Annotated in this window: 15 protein-coding genes; 12 read left to right on the forward strand and 3 right to left on the reverse strand. The window is 71.2% G+C overall.

Features of this window, described 5'->3' with window-relative positions:
- Positions 1–13 precede the first annotated feature (13 nt).
- Positions 14–574, forward strand: a complete 561-nt coding sequence (locus H0X00_RS03080) for an HIT domain-containing protein (protein WP_293767245.1) — start codon at positions 14–16, stop codon at positions 572–574.
- Positions 575–697: 123 nt separating this feature from the next.
- Positions 698–2,131: a wax ester/triacylglycerol synthase family O-acyltransferase gene (locus tag H0X00_RS03085; RefSeq protein WP_293767246.1), complete on the forward strand. Its 1,434-nt coding sequence runs from the start codon at positions 698–700 to the stop codon at positions 2,129–2,131.
- A gap of 113 nt (positions 2,132–2,244) precedes the next feature.
- Here the strand turns inward: H0X00_RS03085 and H0X00_RS03090 are convergent, their stop codons facing one another.
- Positions 2,245–4,398 carry an elongation factor G-like protein EF-G2 gene (locus H0X00_RS03090; RefSeq protein WP_293767247.1) on the reverse strand — a complete coding sequence of 718 codons (2,154 nt, stop codon included), beginning with the start codon at positions 4,396–4,398 and terminating at the stop codon, positions 2,245–2,247.
- Between the two features lie 233 nt (positions 4,399–4,631).
- Here H0X00_RS03090 and pgsA point away from each other — a divergent pair, with 233 nt between their 5' ends.
- From pgsA to H0X00_RS03110, 4 genes are read left to right on the forward strand one after another with little or no spacing between them, the layout of a single operon-like run.
- Positions 4,632–5,279 carry a phosphatidylinositol phosphate synthase gene (gene pgsA, locus H0X00_RS03095; RefSeq protein ID WP_293767248.1) on the forward strand — a complete coding sequence of 216 codons (648 nt, stop codon included), beginning with the start codon at positions 4,632–4,634 and terminating at the stop codon, positions 5,277–5,279.
- A complete protein-coding gene (locus H0X00_RS03100) occupies positions 5,276–6,220 on the forward strand; it encodes a phosphatidylinositol mannoside acyltransferase (RefSeq protein ID WP_293767249.1) in 945 nt (314 codons plus the stop codon). The genes pgsA and H0X00_RS03100 overlap by 4 nt, the downstream gene beginning before the upstream one ends.
- Complete coding sequence (locus H0X00_RS03105) at positions 6,220–7,404, forward strand: glycosyltransferase family 4 protein (RefSeq protein WP_293767250.1); 1,185 nt, start codon at positions 6,220–6,222, stop codon at positions 7,402–7,404. The genes H0X00_RS03100 and H0X00_RS03105 overlap by 1 nt, the downstream gene beginning before the upstream one ends.
- A 26-nt stretch (positions 7,405–7,430) precedes the next feature.
- Positions 7,431–7,967 carry a hypothetical protein gene (locus tag H0X00_RS03110; RefSeq protein WP_293767251.1) on the forward strand — a complete coding sequence of 179 codons (537 nt, stop codon included), beginning with the start codon at positions 7,431–7,433 and terminating at the stop codon, positions 7,965–7,967.
- On the opposite strand, the gene H0X00_RS03115 is transcribed toward H0X00_RS03110, so the two are convergent.
- The gene (locus tag H0X00_RS03115; RefSeq protein ID WP_293767252.1) at positions 7,964–10,261 is read right to left on the reverse strand and encodes an acyltransferase family protein; all 2,298 of its coding nucleotides are present in this window, start codon (positions 10,259–10,261) and stop codon (positions 7,964–7,966) included. The genes H0X00_RS03110 and H0X00_RS03115 overlap by 4 nt on opposite strands.
- 245 nt (positions 10,262–10,506) lie before the next feature.
- Here H0X00_RS03115 and H0X00_RS03120 point away from each other — a divergent pair, with 245 nt between their 5' ends.
- The 4 genes from H0X00_RS03120 to pdxT are packed head-to-tail and all read left to right on the forward strand — an operon-like array spanning position 10,507 to position 14,337.
- Positions 10,507–11,112, forward strand: coding sequence for a TetR/AcrR family transcriptional regulator (locus H0X00_RS03120; RefSeq protein ID WP_293767253.1), 606 nt, complete (start codon positions 10,507–10,509; stop codon positions 11,110–11,112).
- Positions 11,109–12,782, forward strand: a complete 1,674-nt coding sequence (locus H0X00_RS03125) for an acyl-CoA dehydrogenase family protein (protein ID WP_293767254.1) — start codon at positions 11,109–11,111, stop codon at positions 12,780–12,782. The genes H0X00_RS03120 and H0X00_RS03125 overlap by 4 nt, the downstream gene beginning before the upstream one ends.
- A 41-nt stretch (positions 12,783–12,823) precedes the next feature.
- On the forward strand, positions 12,824–13,747 hold the full coding sequence (pdxS, locus tag H0X00_RS03130) for a pyridoxal 5'-phosphate synthase lyase subunit PdxS (protein WP_367186405.1): 924 nt from the start codon (positions 12,824–12,826) through the stop codon (positions 13,745–13,747).
- Positions 13,744–14,337, forward strand: a complete 594-nt coding sequence (pdxT, locus tag H0X00_RS03135) for a pyridoxal 5'-phosphate synthase glutaminase subunit PdxT (protein WP_293767256.1) — start codon at positions 13,744–13,746, stop codon at positions 14,335–14,337. The genes pdxS and pdxT overlap by 4 nt, the downstream gene beginning before the upstream one ends.
- A 54-nt stretch (positions 14,338–14,391) precedes the next feature.
- Here pdxT and H0X00_RS03140 read toward each other — a convergent pair whose 3' ends face one another.
- Complete coding sequence (locus H0X00_RS03140) at positions 14,392–17,352, reverse strand: S8 family serine peptidase (RefSeq protein WP_293767258.1); 2,961 nt, start codon at positions 17,350–17,352, stop codon at positions 14,392–14,394.
- 111 nt (positions 17,353–17,463) lie between these two features.
- Here H0X00_RS03140 and H0X00_RS03145 point away from each other — a divergent pair, with 111 nt between their 5' ends.
- Together H0X00_RS03145 and H0X00_RS03150 are read left to right on the forward strand one after the other, a co-directional pair.
- A complete protein-coding gene (locus H0X00_RS03145) occupies positions 17,464–18,219 on the forward strand; it encodes a YebC/PmpR family DNA-binding transcriptional regulator (RefSeq protein WP_293767259.1) in 756 nt (251 codons plus the stop codon).
- Positions 18,220–18,228: 9 nt separating this feature from the next.
- The gene (locus tag H0X00_RS03150; RefSeq protein ID WP_293767260.1) at positions 18,229–18,798 is read left to right on the forward strand and encodes a hypothetical protein; all 570 of its coding nucleotides are present in this window, start codon (positions 18,229–18,231) and stop codon (positions 18,796–18,798) included.
- Positions 18,799–18,817 lie beyond the last annotated feature (19 nt).

Raw genomic sequence — 18,817 nt, forward strand, 5'->3', positions numbered from 1 at the left:
ACGGTCAGGCCTGATGGAGCGTCAGGAGCAGGACGGGGCCGGCGTCGCTGATTCGTTCGGGCGGCTGTGGACTCCGCACCGGATGGCCTACATCAAAGGCGAGAACCGGGCGGAGGGGCACGAGCCCGAGGGCTGCCCGTTCTGCCGTATCCCGACCCTGACCGATGACGACGGGCTGATCCTGCGGCGCGGTAAGACGGCCTACGCGGTGCTCAACCTGTACCCGTACAACCCCGGGCACCTCATGGTGGTGCCGGTCCGCCACGTCGCGGACTACGCCGAGCTGGACGCGGCCGAGTCGGCCGAGGTGGCCGAGTTGACCCGCCAGGCGCTGGTCGCGCTGCGGACCGCCACCGGCGCGCACGGGTTCAACGTCGGGATGAATCTGGGCACGGTGGCCGGCGCCGGCATCGCCGCGCACCTGCACCAGCACGTGGTGCCGCGCTGGGGCGGGGACACGAACTTCATGCCGGTGGTCGGGCACACCAAGGTGCTGCCACAACTGCTGGGGGAGACCCGCGAGATCCTCGCCGCCGCCTGGCCGGTCGACGACACCACCGCCTGGGGTCCCTGACCGCGCCCGCCCACAACGGATGTCATCCGCAGCTGCCACAACGGATGTCATCCGGAGCGCACCAAGATGGTCACAAGGGTGTTACTGGGCCGTCACTCTGCGGAGCCTAGGGTGGGAGATCGGATGGAAGGGGGCACCGCCGTGGCGAACTGGGCGCTGAGTCCCCTCGACATCTCGTTCCTCACCGTCGAGTCCGCCGCCATCCCGATGACCATCGGCGCGGTCGCCGTGCTGGCCGCCGAGCCCGAAGGCGCCACCGACCGTTGGCCGCTGATCGAACTGCTCCGGACCCGGGCGACCGAGATTCCCCGGCTGCGCCGCAAACTGCGATCCGAGCTGTTCCCGCCGGTGAGCGCCAGCTGGGCCGAGGATCGCGCTTTCCGCGCCGATGCGCACGTGCGCCTTCATCACACGGTGGGCGGGGGCGGGTCGGAGGAGTTGAACTCCTGGATCGCCCGGATCATGAGTCAGCGGCTGGACCGCTCCCGGCCACTCTGGGAGCTCCACGTCCTGGACGGGCTGGCCGACGGCCGCGCGGCCATGCTGCTCAAGGTGCACCACGCGTTCCTGGACGGCCTTGGGGTCGGCGCGCTGGCGTATGCCCTGGCCGACGGCGGGTCGCCGGACAAGGTGCCCGCACCGGCCGGAACCAACGGCACGGCCAACGGTTCCGCCGGCGGGAACGGTCACCACGGCTTGCCGAGGTTCGACCCCGGCAAGCTGCTGGGCCCGTTGGCCGGGCTCGCGGACCCGCCGGCCCTGGCCCGCACGGCGGCTCGGGCGCTGTCCACCGCGACCGGCGTCATCACCCACATGAGCACTGCGGGGCCAGGCTTCCCGTTCGACACCGTGGTCTCTCCTGCCCGCGGCTTCGCGACCAGTTCGGTGGCCCTGGAGGACCTGCGCGGGCTGCGGACGCTGTGCGGGGGCAGTGTGAACGACATCGGCATCGGCGTCCTGTCCGGCGCCCTGCGGTCGTGGCTCGAGCTGCATCATTACCGGCCCGATGACACGCGGCTCCGCGCGCTGGTCCCGGTCGGCCGGGCGCGCTCAGGCAACGACGGCTCGGGCAATCACTTCTCCGCGTTCCTGCTGCACCTGCCGGTGCACCTCGCCGACCCGATCGAGCGGTTGCGCTTCGTGGCCGGGGAGATGGCCCGACACCGGGCCGCCGGTGCTGAGGGCGGTGCCGGTGCGCTGGCCGGGCTGACCAACCTGATGCCGGCCGCGGCAGTCCGTCTCGGCGGCCCGATGCTGGCCGGCGCCGCCTCGAAGCTGTTCGACATGCTGGTCACGACGGTGCCGGTGCCGCGTCCGCTCGCGATCGGTGGCTGCGCAGTCAACGAGATCTACGCGTTGACTCCGCTCGGCCCGAACCAGCCGCTCGCGATCGGCTGCTCCAGCTACGCCGGCCGGATGCACTACGGCTTCACCGTCGACCCGATCGTGGTACCCAACCCGGAACAGCTGGCCGCGGCGATCCCCGCCCAGCTGGCCGTCGTGCGCACCATCGCCGGCCTGCGCGCCCCCGCCGTCAAGGTTCCCGCCCCGCGCTGAACGGCCGCGGTGTCCGCGCATCCATGAGCTCATGGATGCGCGGAACCGCGCGACACGCCGGGAAATGCCGCGCATGCATGCGGGTGTGGTCATGGATGCGCGAAACGGAGGAGTTAGTCCGCGGCGCGCACCTTCTCCGCGATGTGCGAGGGCATCGGCTCGTGCCGCACGTAGGTGCGGCTGAACGTGCCGGTGCCGTGCGAGAGGGAGCGCAGGTCGACGGCGTAACGGGACATCTCCAGCTGCGGCACCTCGGCCATCACCTTGGTCCGTCCGCTGCTGCCGACCGGTTCGCTGCCGAGCACCCGGCCGCGCCGGGTCGAGAAGTCGCCCATGATGGCGCCGACGTAGTCGTCGGCGACGATCACCGCGACCTCGTCCACCGGCTCCAGCAACGACACGTTGCCCTTCTCGGCGGCGTCCTTGAGCGCCAGGGCGCCGGCGGTCTGGAACGCCATGTCGGAGGAGTCGACGCTGTGCGCCTTGCCGTCGTGCAGGGTCACCCGGATGTCCTGCACCGCGTACCCGGCGACGACGCCGCGCTCCATCTGCGCGCGCACGCCCTTCTCCACCGACGGGATGAACTGGCGGGGCACCGAACCGCCGACGACCTTGTCGACGAACTCGAAACCCGCGCCCGAGGGCAGCGGCTCGACCTTGATGTCGCAGACCGCGTACTGGCCGTGCCCACCGGACTGCTTGACGTGGCGCCCGTGCCCGCCGGCCTCCGCGGAGAACGTCTCGCGCAGCGCCACCTTGACCGGGACCGTGTCCACCGCGACGCCGTACCGGTTCGTGAGGCGATCGAGCAGGACGTCGAGGTGTGCCTCGCCCATGCACCAGAGCACCAGCTGGTGGGTGTCGACGTTGTGCTCCAGGCGCAGCGTCGGGTCCTCGGCGAGCAGCCGGTTCAGGCCCTGGGAGAGCTTGTCCTCATCGGCCTTGGAGTGCGCCACCACCGCGATCGGGAGCAGCGGCTCGGGCATTGTCCACGGCTGCATGAGCAGCGGCGCGTCCTTGTCCGAGAGGGTGTCGCCGGTCTCGGCCCGGGTCAGTTTCGCCACCGCGACCACGTCCCCGGCCACCGCGGACTGGATCACCCGCTGCGTCTTACCCAGCGGACAGGTCAGGGCGCCGATCTTCTCGTCGACGTCGTGGTCGTCGTGCCCGCGGTCGGAGAGGAAGTGCCCGGAGACGTGGACGGTGGCGTCCGCGGTCAGCGTGCCGGAGAAGATCCGGATCAGCGAGATCTTGCCGACGTAGGGGTCGGACGTGGTCTTCACGACCTCGGCCACCAACGGGCCGTTCGGGTCGCAGCTCAGTTCCGGGCCCGCGGTGCCGTCGAGGGCGGTGACCGAGGGAACCCGGTGCTCCAGCGGCGAGGGGAAGGCCTGGGTCATGATCTCGATCAGTTCGGCCATGCCGACGCCGTTCATCGGGTTCACCGGGAGGACCGGGTAGAAGGATCCGCGGGCCACCGCGGTCTCCAGGTCGTCGATGAACACCTTGAGGTCGATGTGCTCGCCACCGAGGTAGCGGTCCATCAGGGTCTCGTCCTCGCTCTCGGCGATGATGCCCTCGATGAACGCGTTGCGGGCGTCATCGATCTCGAGCTTGAGATCGTCGGACGCCTCGGAAGAGGTGCGCTTGCCGCCGGAGTAGTCGTAGACGCACTGCGAGAGCAGACCGACCAGGCCCGTCTGCACCCCGTCCGCGCTGAGACGCGGGAGGTAGGCGGGCAGCACGTTGTCACCGAATGCGTCCTGGCACATGGCCAAGACCCCGTCGTAGTCGGTGCGCCCGTTGTCGAGCTTGGTGACGACGACCGCCCGGGGCACTTCCACGGCGGCGCACTCGTCCCAGAGCATCTTCGTGGTGCCGTCGATGTCCTCGGCGGCGGAGATGATGAAGACGGCCGCGTCCGCGGCCCGCAGGCCCGCGCGCAGGTCGCCGACGTAGTCCGCGTACCCGGGGGTGTCGAGCAGATTGACCTTGATCGCGCCGTCGGCCTGGTCGACCAGGATCGGCTCGAGGGAGAGGTTCACCGAGCGCTGCTGGCGGATCTCGGCCTCGTCGAAGTCGCTGACCGTGGTGCCGTCCTCGACCCGGCCCTGCCGGCTGAGATTGCCGGTGAAGAGGAGCAGGGACTCCACGAGAGTCGTCTTTCCTGACCCGGTATGGCCGACCAGGACCACGTTGCGGATCTTGCCCGGCTGGTCGGCCTCCGGTGCCCTGCCGGAGTTCGGGTTGTTCGACTTGTCGGCCATGCGCCACCTCCTCGTGTCAGGGGGCGCGCAGTCCTTCCGGAGCTGGTGTCGGGGGCACCTTTCAGTGGAACAACGCGCCCGCGCGTCCTGTCACCTTCCTCCGAGATCCGGAGCGGGACAAGGGGGTCGGGGGCGATTTCCGCAGGTAAGGACGTGCGGGCGGCGTGGCCGTCCGGCCCCCGGGAGTCCGCTGACTACGATTGACGAGGCCGCGACCCCTTTCCGGGAGAACAATGCTCAACAAGTACGCGCGAGCGTTGTTCGGCCGGATCTTCACGCCGGTCGCGCGCGCTCTGGTGCGCGCCGGGATCAGCCCGGACGTGGTCACCATCGTCGGCACCCTGGGCGTGATGGCCGGTGCCCTGCTCCTGTTCCCGCAGGGCGAGTTCTTCTGGGGGACGATAGTGATCACCGCCTTCGTCTTCTCCGACATCGTCGACGGGCTGATGGCACGGATGACCGAGCGCTCCTCGACCTGGGGCGCCTACCTGGACTCGACCCTGGACCGGTTCGGCGACGCCGCGGTCTTCGGCGGCTTGGCGATGTGGTTCGCCGGCGGCGGGAACAACGACCTGCTCTGCGCGCTGGCCCTGTACAACCTGGGCGCCGGGTCGATCGTCTCCTACGCCAAGGCCCGGGCCGAGGGTCTCGGGATGACCGCCAACGTCGGCATCGCAGAACGCTCGGACCGCCTGGCGCTCATCCTGGTCGCGACCGGCTTCCAGGGCATCGGGGTTCCCGGGGTGCAGCGCGCGGCGCTGATCATCCTGGCCGTCGCCAGCACCATCACCTTGTTCCAGCGGATCCTGATGGTGCGTAAGCAGGCACTGGCCGCCGAGCAGGCCTCCGATTCGAGCGCCTCCGATGCGGGTGCGGCATGAGCCTGGGTGCGCGGGCCGGCGCCGCCGCCTACCTGACCGGGTGGCGGGTGATCCGGCACGTGCCGGAGCGGCTGGCCCGGGCCGGGTTCCGGCAGGCCGCCGACCTCGCCTGGCGCAAGCGCGGCCGTAGCGTGGTTCAGCTCGAGCGAAATCTGGCGCGGGTGCTCGGCGTGGAGCCGACCGACCCCGCGGTGCGTGAGCTAAGCCGCGAAGCCATGCGTTCCTACCTGCGCTACTGGTCCGAGGCCTTCCGGATGCCCACCTGGGGCAGCGCGGACGTCTTCGCCCGGATCCGCGTCGAGGGCGAGGAGTCGCTGCGCGCCGAGTACGCCCTCGGGGTCGGCGTCGTGCTGGCGTTGCCGCACATGGCCAACTGGGACCACGCCGGTGCCTGGGTCGCTGCGGCCGGCATGCCGTTCACCACCGTCGCGGAGAAGCTGGATCCGCCCGAGCTCTTCGAGGCCTTCGTGGCCTATCGCAAGGGGCTGGGCATGGAGGTCCTGGCGCTGGACAAGGACTCCGGCGTGGCGGCCATCGCGACCCTGGCGCGGCGTCTGCGCGACGGCAAGCTGATCGCCCTGGTAGCCGACCGGGACCTGACCGACGCCGGCCTCGAGGTCGAGTTCTTCGGCCATCCGGCGAAGATGCCGGGCGGGCCCGCGGCGCTGTCGGTGAGCACCGGCGCCGGCCTGATTCCGGTCACCCAGTGGTACCACGAGGACCACATGCACTTGCGGATCCACCCGAAGATCCATCAGCCCACGCACGGCAGCCGGCAGGCCCGGATCGCGTCGATGACCCAGTCCCTGGCCGGGGTGTTCGAAGCGGCGATCCGGGCCAACCCGGCCGACTGGCACATGCTGCAGCGGCTGTGGTCGGACGATCTGAGGCTGCGTCACCATGCTGTGTCCTCCGGCCGTCCGTCGGCCAGGAACCCCTGATGCGGGTCGGGTTGGTCTGTCCGTACGCCTGGGAGGTCCCGGGTGGGGTGCAGGCGCACGTACGCGACCTGGCCGAGGCGCTGCTCGCGCTCGGCCACGAGGTCTCGGTGCTGGCGCCCGCGGATGAGGATGCCGTCGACCTGCCGCCCTACCTGGCCTCCGGTGGCCGCGCGGTCTCGGTGCCGTTCAACGGTTCGGTGGCCCGGGTGGCGTTCGGTCCGGTGACGAGGTCGCGGGTGCGGCGCTGGGTCCGCGACGGCGGCTTCGACGTGCTGCACGTGCACGAGCCGGCGGTGCCCAGCCTGTCGGCGCTGGCGCTGTTCTGCGCGACCGGCCCGATCGTGGCGACCTTCCACATGTCCACCCCACGCTCGCGGGCGATGGCCGCCGTGCACGGGATTGCGCAGCCGGCCCTGGAGAAGCTCTCGGCCCGGATCGCAGTCTCGGAGCCGGCCCGCCAGACCCTGGTCGAGCACTTCGGCGGTGACCCGGTGCTGATCCCGAACGGGGTGGCGCTCGCCCGCTTCGCCCGGGCCCGGCCGATGCCGGGCTGGCCGGGCTCCACGACCAAGGGTGGCGGGACGCTCGGCTTCCTCGGCCGCTTCGACGAGCCGCGCAAGGGCTTCGAGATCCTGACCGCCGCGATGGAGCAGCTCGTCGCCGACCGGCCAGGTCTGCGCCTGCTGGTCGCCGGCCCGGGGGACATCGAGGCCGCCCTGGCCGCGATGCCGGCGGCGGTGGCGGCGCGGATCACCATGCTCGGCCTGATCAGCGAGGCCGAGAAGGAGCAGATGCTGCGCTCGGTAGACCTCTACGTCGCGCCGAACACCGGCGGGGAGAGTTTCGGGATCATTCTGACCGAGGCGATGTCGGCCGGCACCCCGGTGGTGGCCAGTGACATCGACGCTTTCCGCCGGGTGCTGGAGGACGGGACCTGCGGGGCACTGTTCCCGGTCGGCGACGCCGACGCCCTCGCGCTCACCCTGGCCGATCTGCTCGACGATCCGGCCCGGCGCGCAGTCCTGCGCGGGGAGGCCGCCCGCACGGTGGCCCGCTACGACTGGAGCCAGGTGGCCGCCGACGTGGTCGCGGTCTACGAGACCGTCACGGCCGGCGCGACCGGCGTCGCGGAGGACACCCGTACCCAGCGCCTGGCCCGGCTGGTCGGGCTCGCCGGTGCATGACCCCGGCGCGTGACGATGTCTGAGCCGTGACGGACGTCCTCTGGTTCGTCCTCGCGCTTCTGCTGGCCGGGGTCTACCTGAGCTGGACCGCGGGGCGGCTGGACCGGCTGCACGCCCGGGTGGACGCCGCCCGGGCCGCGCTGGACGCCCAACTGGTGCGCCGTTCGGCGGTGTCGATGGAGTTGGCCACTTCCGCCCTGCTGGACCCGGCTTCCGCGTTGCTGATCGCGGACGCTGCGCACGCCGCGCGTCAGGCCGAGGGGGAGGCCCGCCCGCAGGCCGAGAGTGACCTGTCCCGTGCCCTGCGAGCCGCCCTGGACCAACCCGAGCAGCTCGAGGAACTCACCGGGCCGGTTGAGGGCCGCCAGCTGGTCGAGGAGCTGGAGGGCGCGGGTCGGCGGGTGGTGATGGCCCGGCGCTTCCACAACGATGCGGTGCGCGCGGCCCGGGCCCTGCGGACCAAACGGCACGTGCGCTACCTGCGCCTGGCCGGGCATGCTCCGCCGCCGCCGACCTTCGAGTGCGATGACGCCCCGCCGGAGTGTCTGGCCCGCGAGCTCTAGCGGCGCGAGGAGGTCACTGGCGGTACGGCGACCGACTGGACCGATCCCGGCGGGACGTCGGAGGCCGGGGTCGGGGTCGGTATGGGCGCCGGCGGGGGAACCGGCGGGGGAAGCGGAGTCGGCGTGGGCGGCGGCGGTTCGACCGGGGTCGGGACCGGCGGCACCGGAGTGGGTTCCGGCGTCACCGCAGGGGTAGCGGCGGGAGTCGGCGCCGCGGTCGGGGCCGGGGTTGGCGCCGGTGGCGGCACAGGGGAGCGCGCTTCGGCGTAGATCAGGATCGGCTCGAGTACCGGGGTCAGGTACTTGGAGAAGGTCCTGGTGATGTGGTTGGTGTCCCGGTACACCAGCAGGTTGCCGACCACCGACGGGCACCGCTCCGCGCCGCAGATCCAGTCCGTGGTCGGAACCAGGTCGAACCCGCCGGACTTGAGGGCGGCGCCCAGGACGGCCTGCCGCTCCGGCTGTGCCCGGTAGCCGACGGTCCGGGTGTAAGTGCAGGGCTGGACGTCCTTGAGGTGCTCGGCGACGCAGGCGACCGGATCCTGCGGGGCGGTCGGGTTGTCCCCGAGCACCACGACCAGAGCGCCGCTGGCCCGCAGGGCGAGCAACGTCTCGACGGTGGCTGCGGCCCACTCGTCGTCCTTGACGCTGATGCCCGGGACGACGTCGGCCTGCCCGACGACGATGAGCGCGGGGCCGAGCTTGACGAGTTCCTCGACCCGGTCCTTCCGCCAGTCCGAGCACTCGGTGTAGCTGCGCCGCAGGGAGTCCGACTGCGGGGCGATCTTGGCGGCCGGGCAACCCGACTTGGTGCGCTGCAGCAGCTTCCAACCGCGCGCCTCGGACAGGTCCTTGAGGGGAGCGAACCACTGGGCGGCGTGCGAGTCACCGAAGAGCACCATCGTGCGGGCGGCGGGGGCATCGGCCTTGCCGAACGCGCAGGCGGGCTGACTGACCGTCAGGAAGTCCAGATGGCAGCCGTTGGCGTAGTCGTTGTCCTTCTCCGCGTCCTGCAGTTTCGGGGTCAGGTTGCTCGGCACCGCGACGGTTCCCAGTCCGGCTTCCAGCGCCGCCGACACCGTGGTCGCCTGGGACTTACCTGCGGCGGCGGCGACCGGAGCAGCCTCCGCGGGCACCCCGGTGCCGTTGAGGGCGGGCAGGGTGGCGGCGAACACCAGCGCGGCGGCCGCGGTCGCCGCGGACAACCCCAGCCCGGGGGCGAGCCAGATCGGCGTGCGCATGCTCAGCTCGCGGATCGGGCTCTCGACCAGCTTGTAGGTCAGTATCGACAGGACCAGCGAGATCGCGATCGCGGTCAGCGTCCAGCCGGTGTTCATCGGCTTGTCGAGGGCCAGGGGCAGGAAGACCAGCACCGGCCAGTGCCACAGGTAGAGCGAGTACGAGAGTTTGCCGATCCACTGGGCGGGCCCGCTCCCGAGCAGGCTCTCGGCCCCCATGGTGTGCTCGCGCGCGCCGCCCGCGATGACCAGGGCGGCGCCGACGACGGGGACCAGGGCGGCGCTGCCGGGGAAGGCGGTCTGGTTGTCGTAGGCGATGCCGGCGAAGGCGATCAGGGCGACGCCGAGCCAGGAGCCGGCGATCGCGACGAGGCGCGGCACCTTGAGCATGGCGGGCGCGAACAGCGCGATCAGGCCGCCGATGCCGAACTCCCAGGCCCGGGTGCTCAGCGAGTAGTAGGCGTCGACCCCGTTGTCCGGGGTCATCGTGATCGAGCGCAGCAGCGAGACCACGACCACCAGGCACAGGGCGCCGATCAGGGCCACCCGGCGGTAGGTCCGGTTGACCAGCACCAGCGCGAGCACCAGCAGAGGCAGGCCGAGGTAGAACTGCTCCTCGATCGAGAGCGACCAGTAGTGGATGAGCGGAGAGACCGCGTCGTCGGACTTCAGGTAGTCGTTGCCCTCGGAGGCGAGGTGCAGGTTCATCGCGTAGAGGGCGCTGAAGACAGCGTCGTCGGCGACGTTCTCCTTCTCGAGCGGCCCGCTCCACAACCGGGCCGCGACCAGGACCGAGAGGGTGACCAGCGCGGCGGCCGGCAGCAGCCGTTTCATCCGCCGGACGTAGAACTCGACCAGCTGGACCCGGCCGTGGCGCCGCTGGGACTCGAAGAGCAGGCGGGTGATCAGGAAGCCGGAGATGACGAAGAAGACGTCCACGCCGACAAAGCCGCCGGAGATCCACAGCAGGTCCGCGTGGTACGCGAGCACCAGCAGGATCGCCACCGCCCGGAGACCCTCGACGTCCGGGCGAAAGCTGCGCTCGGACGCGAACACCTCGGCAGTACCTCTCGTGGAGATCGGGGCCCAGCCCCGTGCACGGGCCACCGAAGATCGACGGTAACCGCGGCGGGCGCCGTTGCGGTAAGCATTCATGCTTTCGCGAAGGCATCTTTGCCGCCACGCGGACGAGATTTGCGCTGGTTGTCTGAGTTTCCCCTGCCGGCTACCTGCGCTGCTTGCCGGGCCAACCTGAACCGTGATTCACTCGCGAATAGCGGTTCAGGTTGGGAGGTGGTCGGGTGCCGACGACATCGAGCCCGAAGGTGGCCGCCCGGCTGGCCGACAGCCGCCGCCGGATCCTGGAAGCGGCGCGCGTGGTGGCCGCCGATCAGGGCTTCGCGGCCGCCCAGGTTGCCGTGGTGGCCGCGGTCGCCGGGGTCGCCACCGGTTCGGTCTACCGGCACTTCCCGTCCAAGGCCTCGCTGTTCGCCGAGATGCTGCGCGACGTCTGCGAGCGCGAACTCGCGGTGGTCCGCGCCATCGCGGCCGAGCCGGGCCGCAGCGCCCCGGACCGGATCGGCACCTGCGTCGAGGCGTTCGTCGACCGGGCGCTGCGCGGCGACAACCTGGCCTACGCCGTCATCGTCGAACCGATGGACCCGGAGGTCGACCAGGTCCGGCTGGAGGCGCGGGCCGCCCTCGCCGCGGTCTTCACCGCCCTGATCGTCGAGGGCGTCGCCGCCGGCGAACTGCCGCCGCAGGACGCCCAGGTGCGCGGGGCAGCGATCGTCGGCGCCTACCTGGAGGGCCTGGTCACCTCGCTGGCCGATCGGGCGGACCATCCGCCGGACCGCGCCGCCGTCGCCGTCGAGCTCGCCCGTTTCTGCCAAGGAGCCGTCCGATGACCCACGCCCTGCCTTCGCGGTCTCTGCCGGCCGCGCCGACCGGCAACCTGGTGCCCGACCTGACCGGGGTCGACGCCTTCGCCGGCGACGCGCTGATCTCGGCGGCGGTGGCCGAGAACGCGCCGTGGAGCCGCGACCGGATCAGCGCGCTCGGTCAGGAGGTCTGGGCGCCGGAGACCCTCGTCGCGGCCCGGGACGCGCACCGGCACCTGCCCGAGCTGCGCGCCTTCGACCGGCTCGGCAACCGCAGCGACACCGTCGAGTTCCACCCCGCCTACCACCAGCTGATGGCGCAGGGCTTCGGGCACGGCGTGCACGCGCTGGCCTGGACCGCGGGGGAGCCGGGGGCGCACCTGGCCCGGGCCGCGCTCTCCTACCTGTGGAACCAGGTCGACGGTGCCACCGCGTGCCCGACCGGAATGGCTTACGCCGCCGTCCCGACCCTGCGGGACACCCCGGAGCTGGCCGCCTTCGCCGAGCGCACCGCGGTGCACGGGTACGACCCGTCCTTCCGGCCTGTGCAGGAGAAGTCTGCGGCCACCATCGGCTACGCGATGACCGAGAAGCAGGGCGGTTCGGACCTGCGGGCGAATGTGACGCTGGCTCACCCGGTCGGGTCCCGTGGCCCGGGGGAGGCGTACCTGCTCAACGGGCACAAGTGGTTCTGCTCCGCGCCGATGAGTGACGGCTTCTTCACCGTCGCGCGCACCGAGGCCGGCCCGTGCTGCTTCTTCGTCCCGCGCTGGCGACCGGACGGCCGCGGGAATTGGGAAGTCAACGGCATCGTCATCAACCGGCTCAAGGACAAGCTCGGCAACCGGGCCAACGCGTCCTCGGAGATCGAGTACCACGATGCGTGGGCGATCCTGGTCGGTGAGGAGGGCCGCGGGGTGCGGACCATCCTCACCTCCTCGGACTACACCCGGTTGGATTTCGCCATCGGCTCGGCCGGGCTGATGCGGGCAGCGCTCTCGCAGGCGCTGTACTACAACGACCACCGCTCCGCGTTCGGCGCGCGGCTGTCGGACCTTCCGGTGCAGAACGCGGTGCTGGCCGACCTCGCGCTGGAGTGGGCCGGGGCGACGGTGCTGGCGCTGCGCCTGGCCCGCACCTTGGACCACCACGACTCCCCCGATGCAGTCGAGCAGCGCCTGCTCGGGCGCATCCTGACCCCGGTCGCCAAGTACTGGAACTGCAAGCGGGCCCCGCTGGTCGCGGAGGAGGCCATCGAGTGCATAGGTGGGAACGCCTACATCGAGGACCACCCGCTGCCGCGCTACTACCGCGAGGCGCCGCTCAACGCGATCTGGGAAGGCACCTCGAACATGATGGTGCTCGACGTCGAGCGCGTCCTGGCCCGCGAGCCGAAGGCGGTCGAGCCGCTGCTGGACGAGATCCGTGACGCCGCCGCCGGCGAAGGGCGGCTGACCGCCGCCCTGGCCGATCTGGAGACCTCCGTCACGTCCCCGGACGCCGGTGGGCGACGCCTCGTCACCAAGCTCGCCCTGACCATGCAGGCCGCGTTGCTGGTCCGGCACGCCCCGCCCTGGGTGGCGGATGCGTTCTGCGCCTCCCGCCTGGACGGGGACTGGGGGCCCACCTTCGGGACGCTGCCCCGCAGCGCCGACGCCGCCGGGATCATCGCCTTCGCCCGCCTAGAATGGGCGTGATGCCGCACGAGAGCGCAGCCCCACGCGAGCGAAGGAACCCCTTGTCCAGCCCCGCGAACCGCGAGTCCAGCACCGGCCTGAGCACCGGCACGGGTACCGCGCGCGTCAAGCGCGGCATGGCCGAGATGCTCAAGGGCGGCGTCATCATGGACGTCGTGACGGCCGAGCAGGCCAAGATCGCCGAGGACGCCGGCGCGGTCGCCGTGATGGCGCTGGAGCGGGTTCCGGCCGACATCCGTGCCCAGGGCGGGGTCTCGCGCATGTCCGACCCGGACATGATCGACAGCATCATCCACGCGGTTTCCATCCCGGTGATGGCCAAGACCCGGATCGGGCACTTCGTCGAGGCGCAGGTCGTGCAGAGCCTGGGCGTGGACTACATCGACGAGTCCGAGGTGCTCACCCCGGCCGACTACGCGAACCACATCGACAAGTGGGCGTTCACCGTGCCCTTCGTGTGCGGGGCGACCAACCTGGGCGAGGCGCTGCGCCGGATCACCGAGGGCGCGGCGATGATCCGGTCCAAGGGCGAGGCCGGCACCGGCGACGTCTCGAACGCGGTTACCCACATGCGCACCATCGGCGGCGAGATCCGCCGGTTGACCTCTTTGCGCGAGGACGAGCTCTACGTCGCGGCCAAGGACATGCAGGCCCCCTACGCGTTGGTCTGCGAGGTGGCCGCGGCCGGCAAGCTGCCGGTCGTGCTGTTCACCGCCGGCGGTATCGCGACCCCGGCCGACGCGGCGATGATGATGCAACTCGGCGCCGACGGGGTGTTCGTCGGCTCCGGCATCTTCAAGTCCGGCAATCCGGCCCAGCGCGCCGAGGCCATCGTGAAGGCCACCACCTTCTACGACGACCCCGACGTGATCGCCAAGGTCTCCCGCGGGCTCGGCGAGGCCATGGTCGGGATCAGCGTCGCCGACATCCCGGTGCCGCACCGGTTGGCCGAGCGGGGCTGGTGACCGCTCCGCGGATCGGTGTCCTCGCGCTGCAGGGTGACGTCCGGGAGCACCTGCGTCTGCTGGAGTCCCTGGGCGCTCGCGGGGTCCTGGTGCGGCGCGAGGCCGAGCTCGCCGGCCTCGACGGTCTGATCCTGCCCGGCGGGGAATCCACCACGATCATCAAGCTCGCGGCCGCCTTCGACCTGCTGGAGCCGCTGCGCGCGGCGGTCAAGGAAGGCCTGCCGGTCTACGGATCCTGCGCCGGGATGATCCTGCTCGCCGACCGCATCGCGGACGGCATCGAGGGCCAGCAGACCATCGGCGGCCTTGACGTCCTGGTGCGCCGCAACGCCTTCGGGCGCCAGGTGGATTCCTTCGAGTCCGACCTGGAGGCGCCCGATCTGGCCGAGCCCGACCGCCCGCTGCGAGCGGTGTTCATCCGCGCGCCGTGGGTGGAGGAGGTCGGGCGGGAGGTCACCGTGCTGGCCCGGGCAGGGGAGCGCGTCGTGGCCGTACGCCAGGGCCCGTTGATGGCCACCTCGTTCCATCCCGAACTCACCCGCGACGACCGCGTCCACCGGTACTTCCTGGACCTTGCCAGGAACCATTAGGCGTGACACGCCTCATGGTTCGGGTCGGGCTGCTCCGAGCTTCCTGACGGTTCGTCAGCAGGACAAGGTGGTGTCCCGGCCGGCTCCGCCGCTGCAGGAGTCGCGGCCCGCGCCGCCCCTGAGGGCGTCCCGGCCGGCGCCGCCGTAGAGCTTGTCGTTGCCGCCGTTGCCCTTGAGGGTGTCGTTGCCGTTGCCGCCGCAGATGACGTCGTTGCCGCCGCGGCCGGCGACGGTGTCGTTCCCGCCGCGGGCATCGATGACATCGGCGCGCCTGGTGCCGCGCAGGGTGTCGTTGCCGGCGGTGCCGACGATGGTCGCCTTGCGGCCGCCGCAGGAACCCGACGGCGCGGACGGCGGCGCCGGGGGAGCCGGGACGAATGGCGGCACGACGGTGATCGCGCGCGCGGCCTGCGGGGCCGGGTTGAACAACGAGCTCCCGGCCTGATCGGCCGTCAGCGTGCAGGTGCCGGCCGCCAGGTAGCTCACCGTGTTGCCGGCCAAACTGCACACCCCGGCCGAGCCGGGCGCGACGTTGAGGGTGACGGTCAGGCCGGAGGAGGCGCTAGCGCTCACCGAGCCATTGCCGCCGACGGTGCCACTCGAGGGTGCGGCGAAGGAGATCGTCTGCGACTGTTTGGTGACCGTGACTGCGCGGGCGGCCTGGGTGGCCGCGGCGAAGATCGCGGTGCCCGCCTGATCGGCGCTGAGGGTGCAGGTGCCGGGGGCCGCGTAATTCAGCGTCGTCCCGGCGAGGGTGCAGATGCCGGCGGAGGCCGGGGTCAGGGCCAGGGTGACCGGGAGCCCGGAGGAGGCGCTCGCGCCGGCCGGTGCGCTGGCTCCGACGAAGCCGGACGTGCCCAGGCTGAGGTGGATCGACTGGACCTGCTTGGCGACGGTCACGAGCACGGTGACCGGGGACGCGGGGTCGTAGCCGCCACCGCCGGCCTGGTTCGCGTGCAGGGTGCAAAGGCCGTTCGTCAGGTAGGTGACGGTGTTGCCGGCCAAGAAGCACACCGTCGTCGAGGCGGCGTCCACGGTCAGCGCGACGGGCCGGCCGGAGGACGCGACCGGCGTCAGTTGGGTGCTGGTGCCGGCGAGCGCGGCCGCCGGGGCGTCGAAGCTGATGGTGTTGTCGGGTGCGCTCAGTGCGGCGGCCAGAGGCATCCGGGCGGCAGCAGCGTCGATGAGGCCGGCTCCCTCCACCAGCGGGTCCAGACCCTGGTCGACCGCGGTCGTGCGCATCGCGGTGATCACCAGGTCCTGCACCTGCACCGGCGTCGCCGCGGGGTGGGCGTCGGTGAGCACTTCGCTCAGGACGACGGCGACGGCGGCGGCGTGCGGGGCGGCGGCCGAGGTGCCGCAGAACCGGTACGGGCCCGGGGAAGGAGAACCGAAGAAGGTGTTCAGGCCGCAGTCGCTGGCGGTGAGATCCGGCTTGGCCAGCACCCGCGCGGCGCCGAGCGCTGCGGCCGCCGTGGTTCCGCTGACCGGGGCGAACAGGTGGGTCACCGGGCCGTGGGAGGAGAAGTTCTGCACCGTCGAAGCCAGCACGCTGCGCGCGCCCACGGACACCGTGTCGGCGCCGCCGTTGTGGCCCATGATCGTCGGGCCCATCACGTCCCCACCCGATCCGGTCGTGTAGTCCATGGTGGCGAACATGTCCGGGTCGCCGAAGAAGACGAACTTCATCCGCGGGGTATCCGAGCCGCTGAAGCGCCCGATCACGACCCGCAGGTCCTGGCTGGAGGCGGTGTCGTTCTCGTAGCTGAGCACCTCGACCGGCTTCTTGCTGGACAGGTTGGGATCGATCGACTTCTCGATCACGTTGCCGGCGCCGTCGAGCAGGTAGAGGTCGATGTCGTTGGTGACCCCGAAGTGCGGTTGGGCCCACTGCAGGTCGAGCACGAATTTCCGGCCCGGCTTGAGGCGGACCTTGAAGTCGCTGTCGGCGCCGGGTCCGGGATCGAAGTCGTGGCAGTCGTCGAGGATGTCGACGCTCGGGATGGCCATCACCGGACACGGAATGGGCCGGTAGGCCATCGCCTCATACGACCCGACGTCGTTCCCGCCGAGCACGACGTTGCTGTTCCCTGCGCTGCTGAAGTACTGCACACCCGTGGCGGTGACGTCGGCGATCGCGTTGTCGATGATGCCGGGTTGGTAGAAGGGCTCCTCGAAGTAGCTGACGTCGTCCACGATCACGTCCGCGCCGGCGGCGGCGAGGTCGGCGATGTTGTCGGCGAACTCGCTCTCGCCGCTGAAGGCGGTCGCGAAGGACAGCGCGGCGCCCGGGGCGAGGTCGTGCACGACCTGGGCCATCGCCCGGCCCTCGTCGACCTCGTCCTGCTCGCTGTCGTCCAGAACGGTCACCGGGGTTGCGCAGGTGTTCCCGGGCCCGGGCAGGTTCCCGGTGGCGACGTCGCCGGAGGCGTGCGTGGGAGCGCCACTCCACTGGTCGAAGGAGTCGGAGAGCACCCCGACGCTCAGGCCCGTCCCGTCGGCGCCGGTCGCGGAGCGCAGGTCGTCGGCGTGCAGCTCCTCGTCGCCCTCGCTCACGATCCCGGTCGCGCAGGCGGCGTGCGTGATCGGGGTCAGGATGTCCGCGACGTACTCGACACCCTCGACATCCGCGACGTTGTCCAGCTGGTCGGGCTTCACGCCGGCCGTGACCAGGCGCAGCTCCGGGTTCTCGTGCGTGACGATCGCCCCGGCCGCGGTGATCCGGTCCAGGACGTCCTCGGTGAACTCGGCCACCCGGATCTCGACCAGGTAGCGCTGGTCGTCGTACCTGAGCAGGCTGCCCGGCCCGTCGGGGGGCGTGGAGGTCTCGTCGGCGACCTCGCGGGTGGTCACCTCGGGTTCGGCGTTGACCTCCTGCAGGCGCGAGGACAGCACCGCGTCCTGGCGGCTCTCGGGCTTGGGGTCGGCGGCCGACGCGATCGGGGCCGGCAGTGCGGTCAGGGCGCCGACGGCGAGGGCCCCGGCCAGGACCAGCGCAAAGCGAGGCGTCGGCACCTACAGATAGTCCCCCTCCGCCCCCGGGGCACCTAACACCTTGGCCTCATCGGGTGAGTCGGCGACTAAGCTCACCGCGATTGGGACGTAGAGGTAGTGGAGAGCACTGGCATGTCGGGTCATTCCAAGTGGGCGACGACCAAGCACAAGAAGGCCGTCGTCGATGCGCGTCGCGGAAAGATGTTCGCGAAGCTGATCAAGAACATCGAGGTCGCGGCCCGCACCGGGGGCGGGGACATGGCCGGCAACCCGACGCTGTTCGATGCCGTCCAGAAGGCGAAGAAGTCTTCGGTCCCCAACGACAACATCGACCGCGCGGTCAAGCGCGGCTCCGGCGCCGAAGCCGGCGGAGCGGACTACCAGACGATCATGTACGAGGGCTACGGCCCGAACGGCGTCGCGGTCCTCATCGAGTGCCTCACCGACAACCGCAACCGGGCGGCCTCCGACGTGCGCGTCGCGGTCACGCGCAACCACGGTTCGATGGGTGACCCGGGCTCGGTCGCGTACCTGTTCAACCGCAAGGGCGTGGTGATCGTGCCCAAGGAGAACGGCCTGACCGAGGACGATGTCCTCGGCGCAGTGCTCGATGCCGGCGCCGAAGAGGTCAACGACCTCGGCGAGGCCTTCGAGGTGATCAGCGAGGCGACCGACATGGTCGCGGTGCGCACCGCCCTGCAGGACGCGAAGATCGAGTACGACTCCGCGGACGCCTCGTTCGTCCCGAGCATGAACATCTCGCTCGACGTCGAGGGCGCGACGAAGGTCTTCAAACTGATCGACGCCCTCGAGGATCTCGACGACGTCCAGAACGTGTACTCCAACGCCGATATCTCCGACGAGGTCCTCGCGCTCCTCGACGCGTAGGCGGACGCGATGTCCCCTTGGTCCCGCCGGCCCGGTGCGGCAGCGGCGTTGTGCGTGGTGCTGGCCTCGGCCGTGCTGTCGGCCTGCGGCGGTTCGGATTCCGACTCCGGGGCCGCGCCGGCCGGCACCGTGCCGGCGGAGTCCTACCGGCAGGCGTTCTGCGGGGCGCGGACTTCGTTCCAGTCCCTGGTGCAGACCATGGGCGCCCGGGGGTCCGCACCGCTGAACCAGACCGACCTGACATCGGACCAGCAGACCCGTCTCGTCTTCGTCGACGGTCTGGTCGACGCCGCCGGGCAGATCGTGACGGCCCTGACCGCCGGCGGTGCCCCGGACGTCCAAGGCGGCCGAGCAGGCGCGGAGGCGACGGTCGAGGTGTACCGGGCCGTCGAGGACGAGTTCGCCGCCGCCCGCAAGGACTTCGCCGACGCCGCGGTGGGGGACCGGGCGGACTACCTGGCGGCCGTCAAGAAGCTGCAGGCTGCCCTGGTGGCAGCGGCGAACAGCCTCGGCACCGCGGCGGGCAAAGAAGTCAGCGAGATCGACCCGGCGTTCAACGCGATCCTGCACTGCCCCTGAAACGCGTTACGTCCGGCCC

It is taken from the genome of Sporichthya sp. (genome assembly GCF_013815995.1).
In the GTDB taxonomy this organism is placed as follows: Bacteria; Actinomycetota; Actinomycetes; order Sporichthyales; family Sporichthyaceae; genus Sporichthya.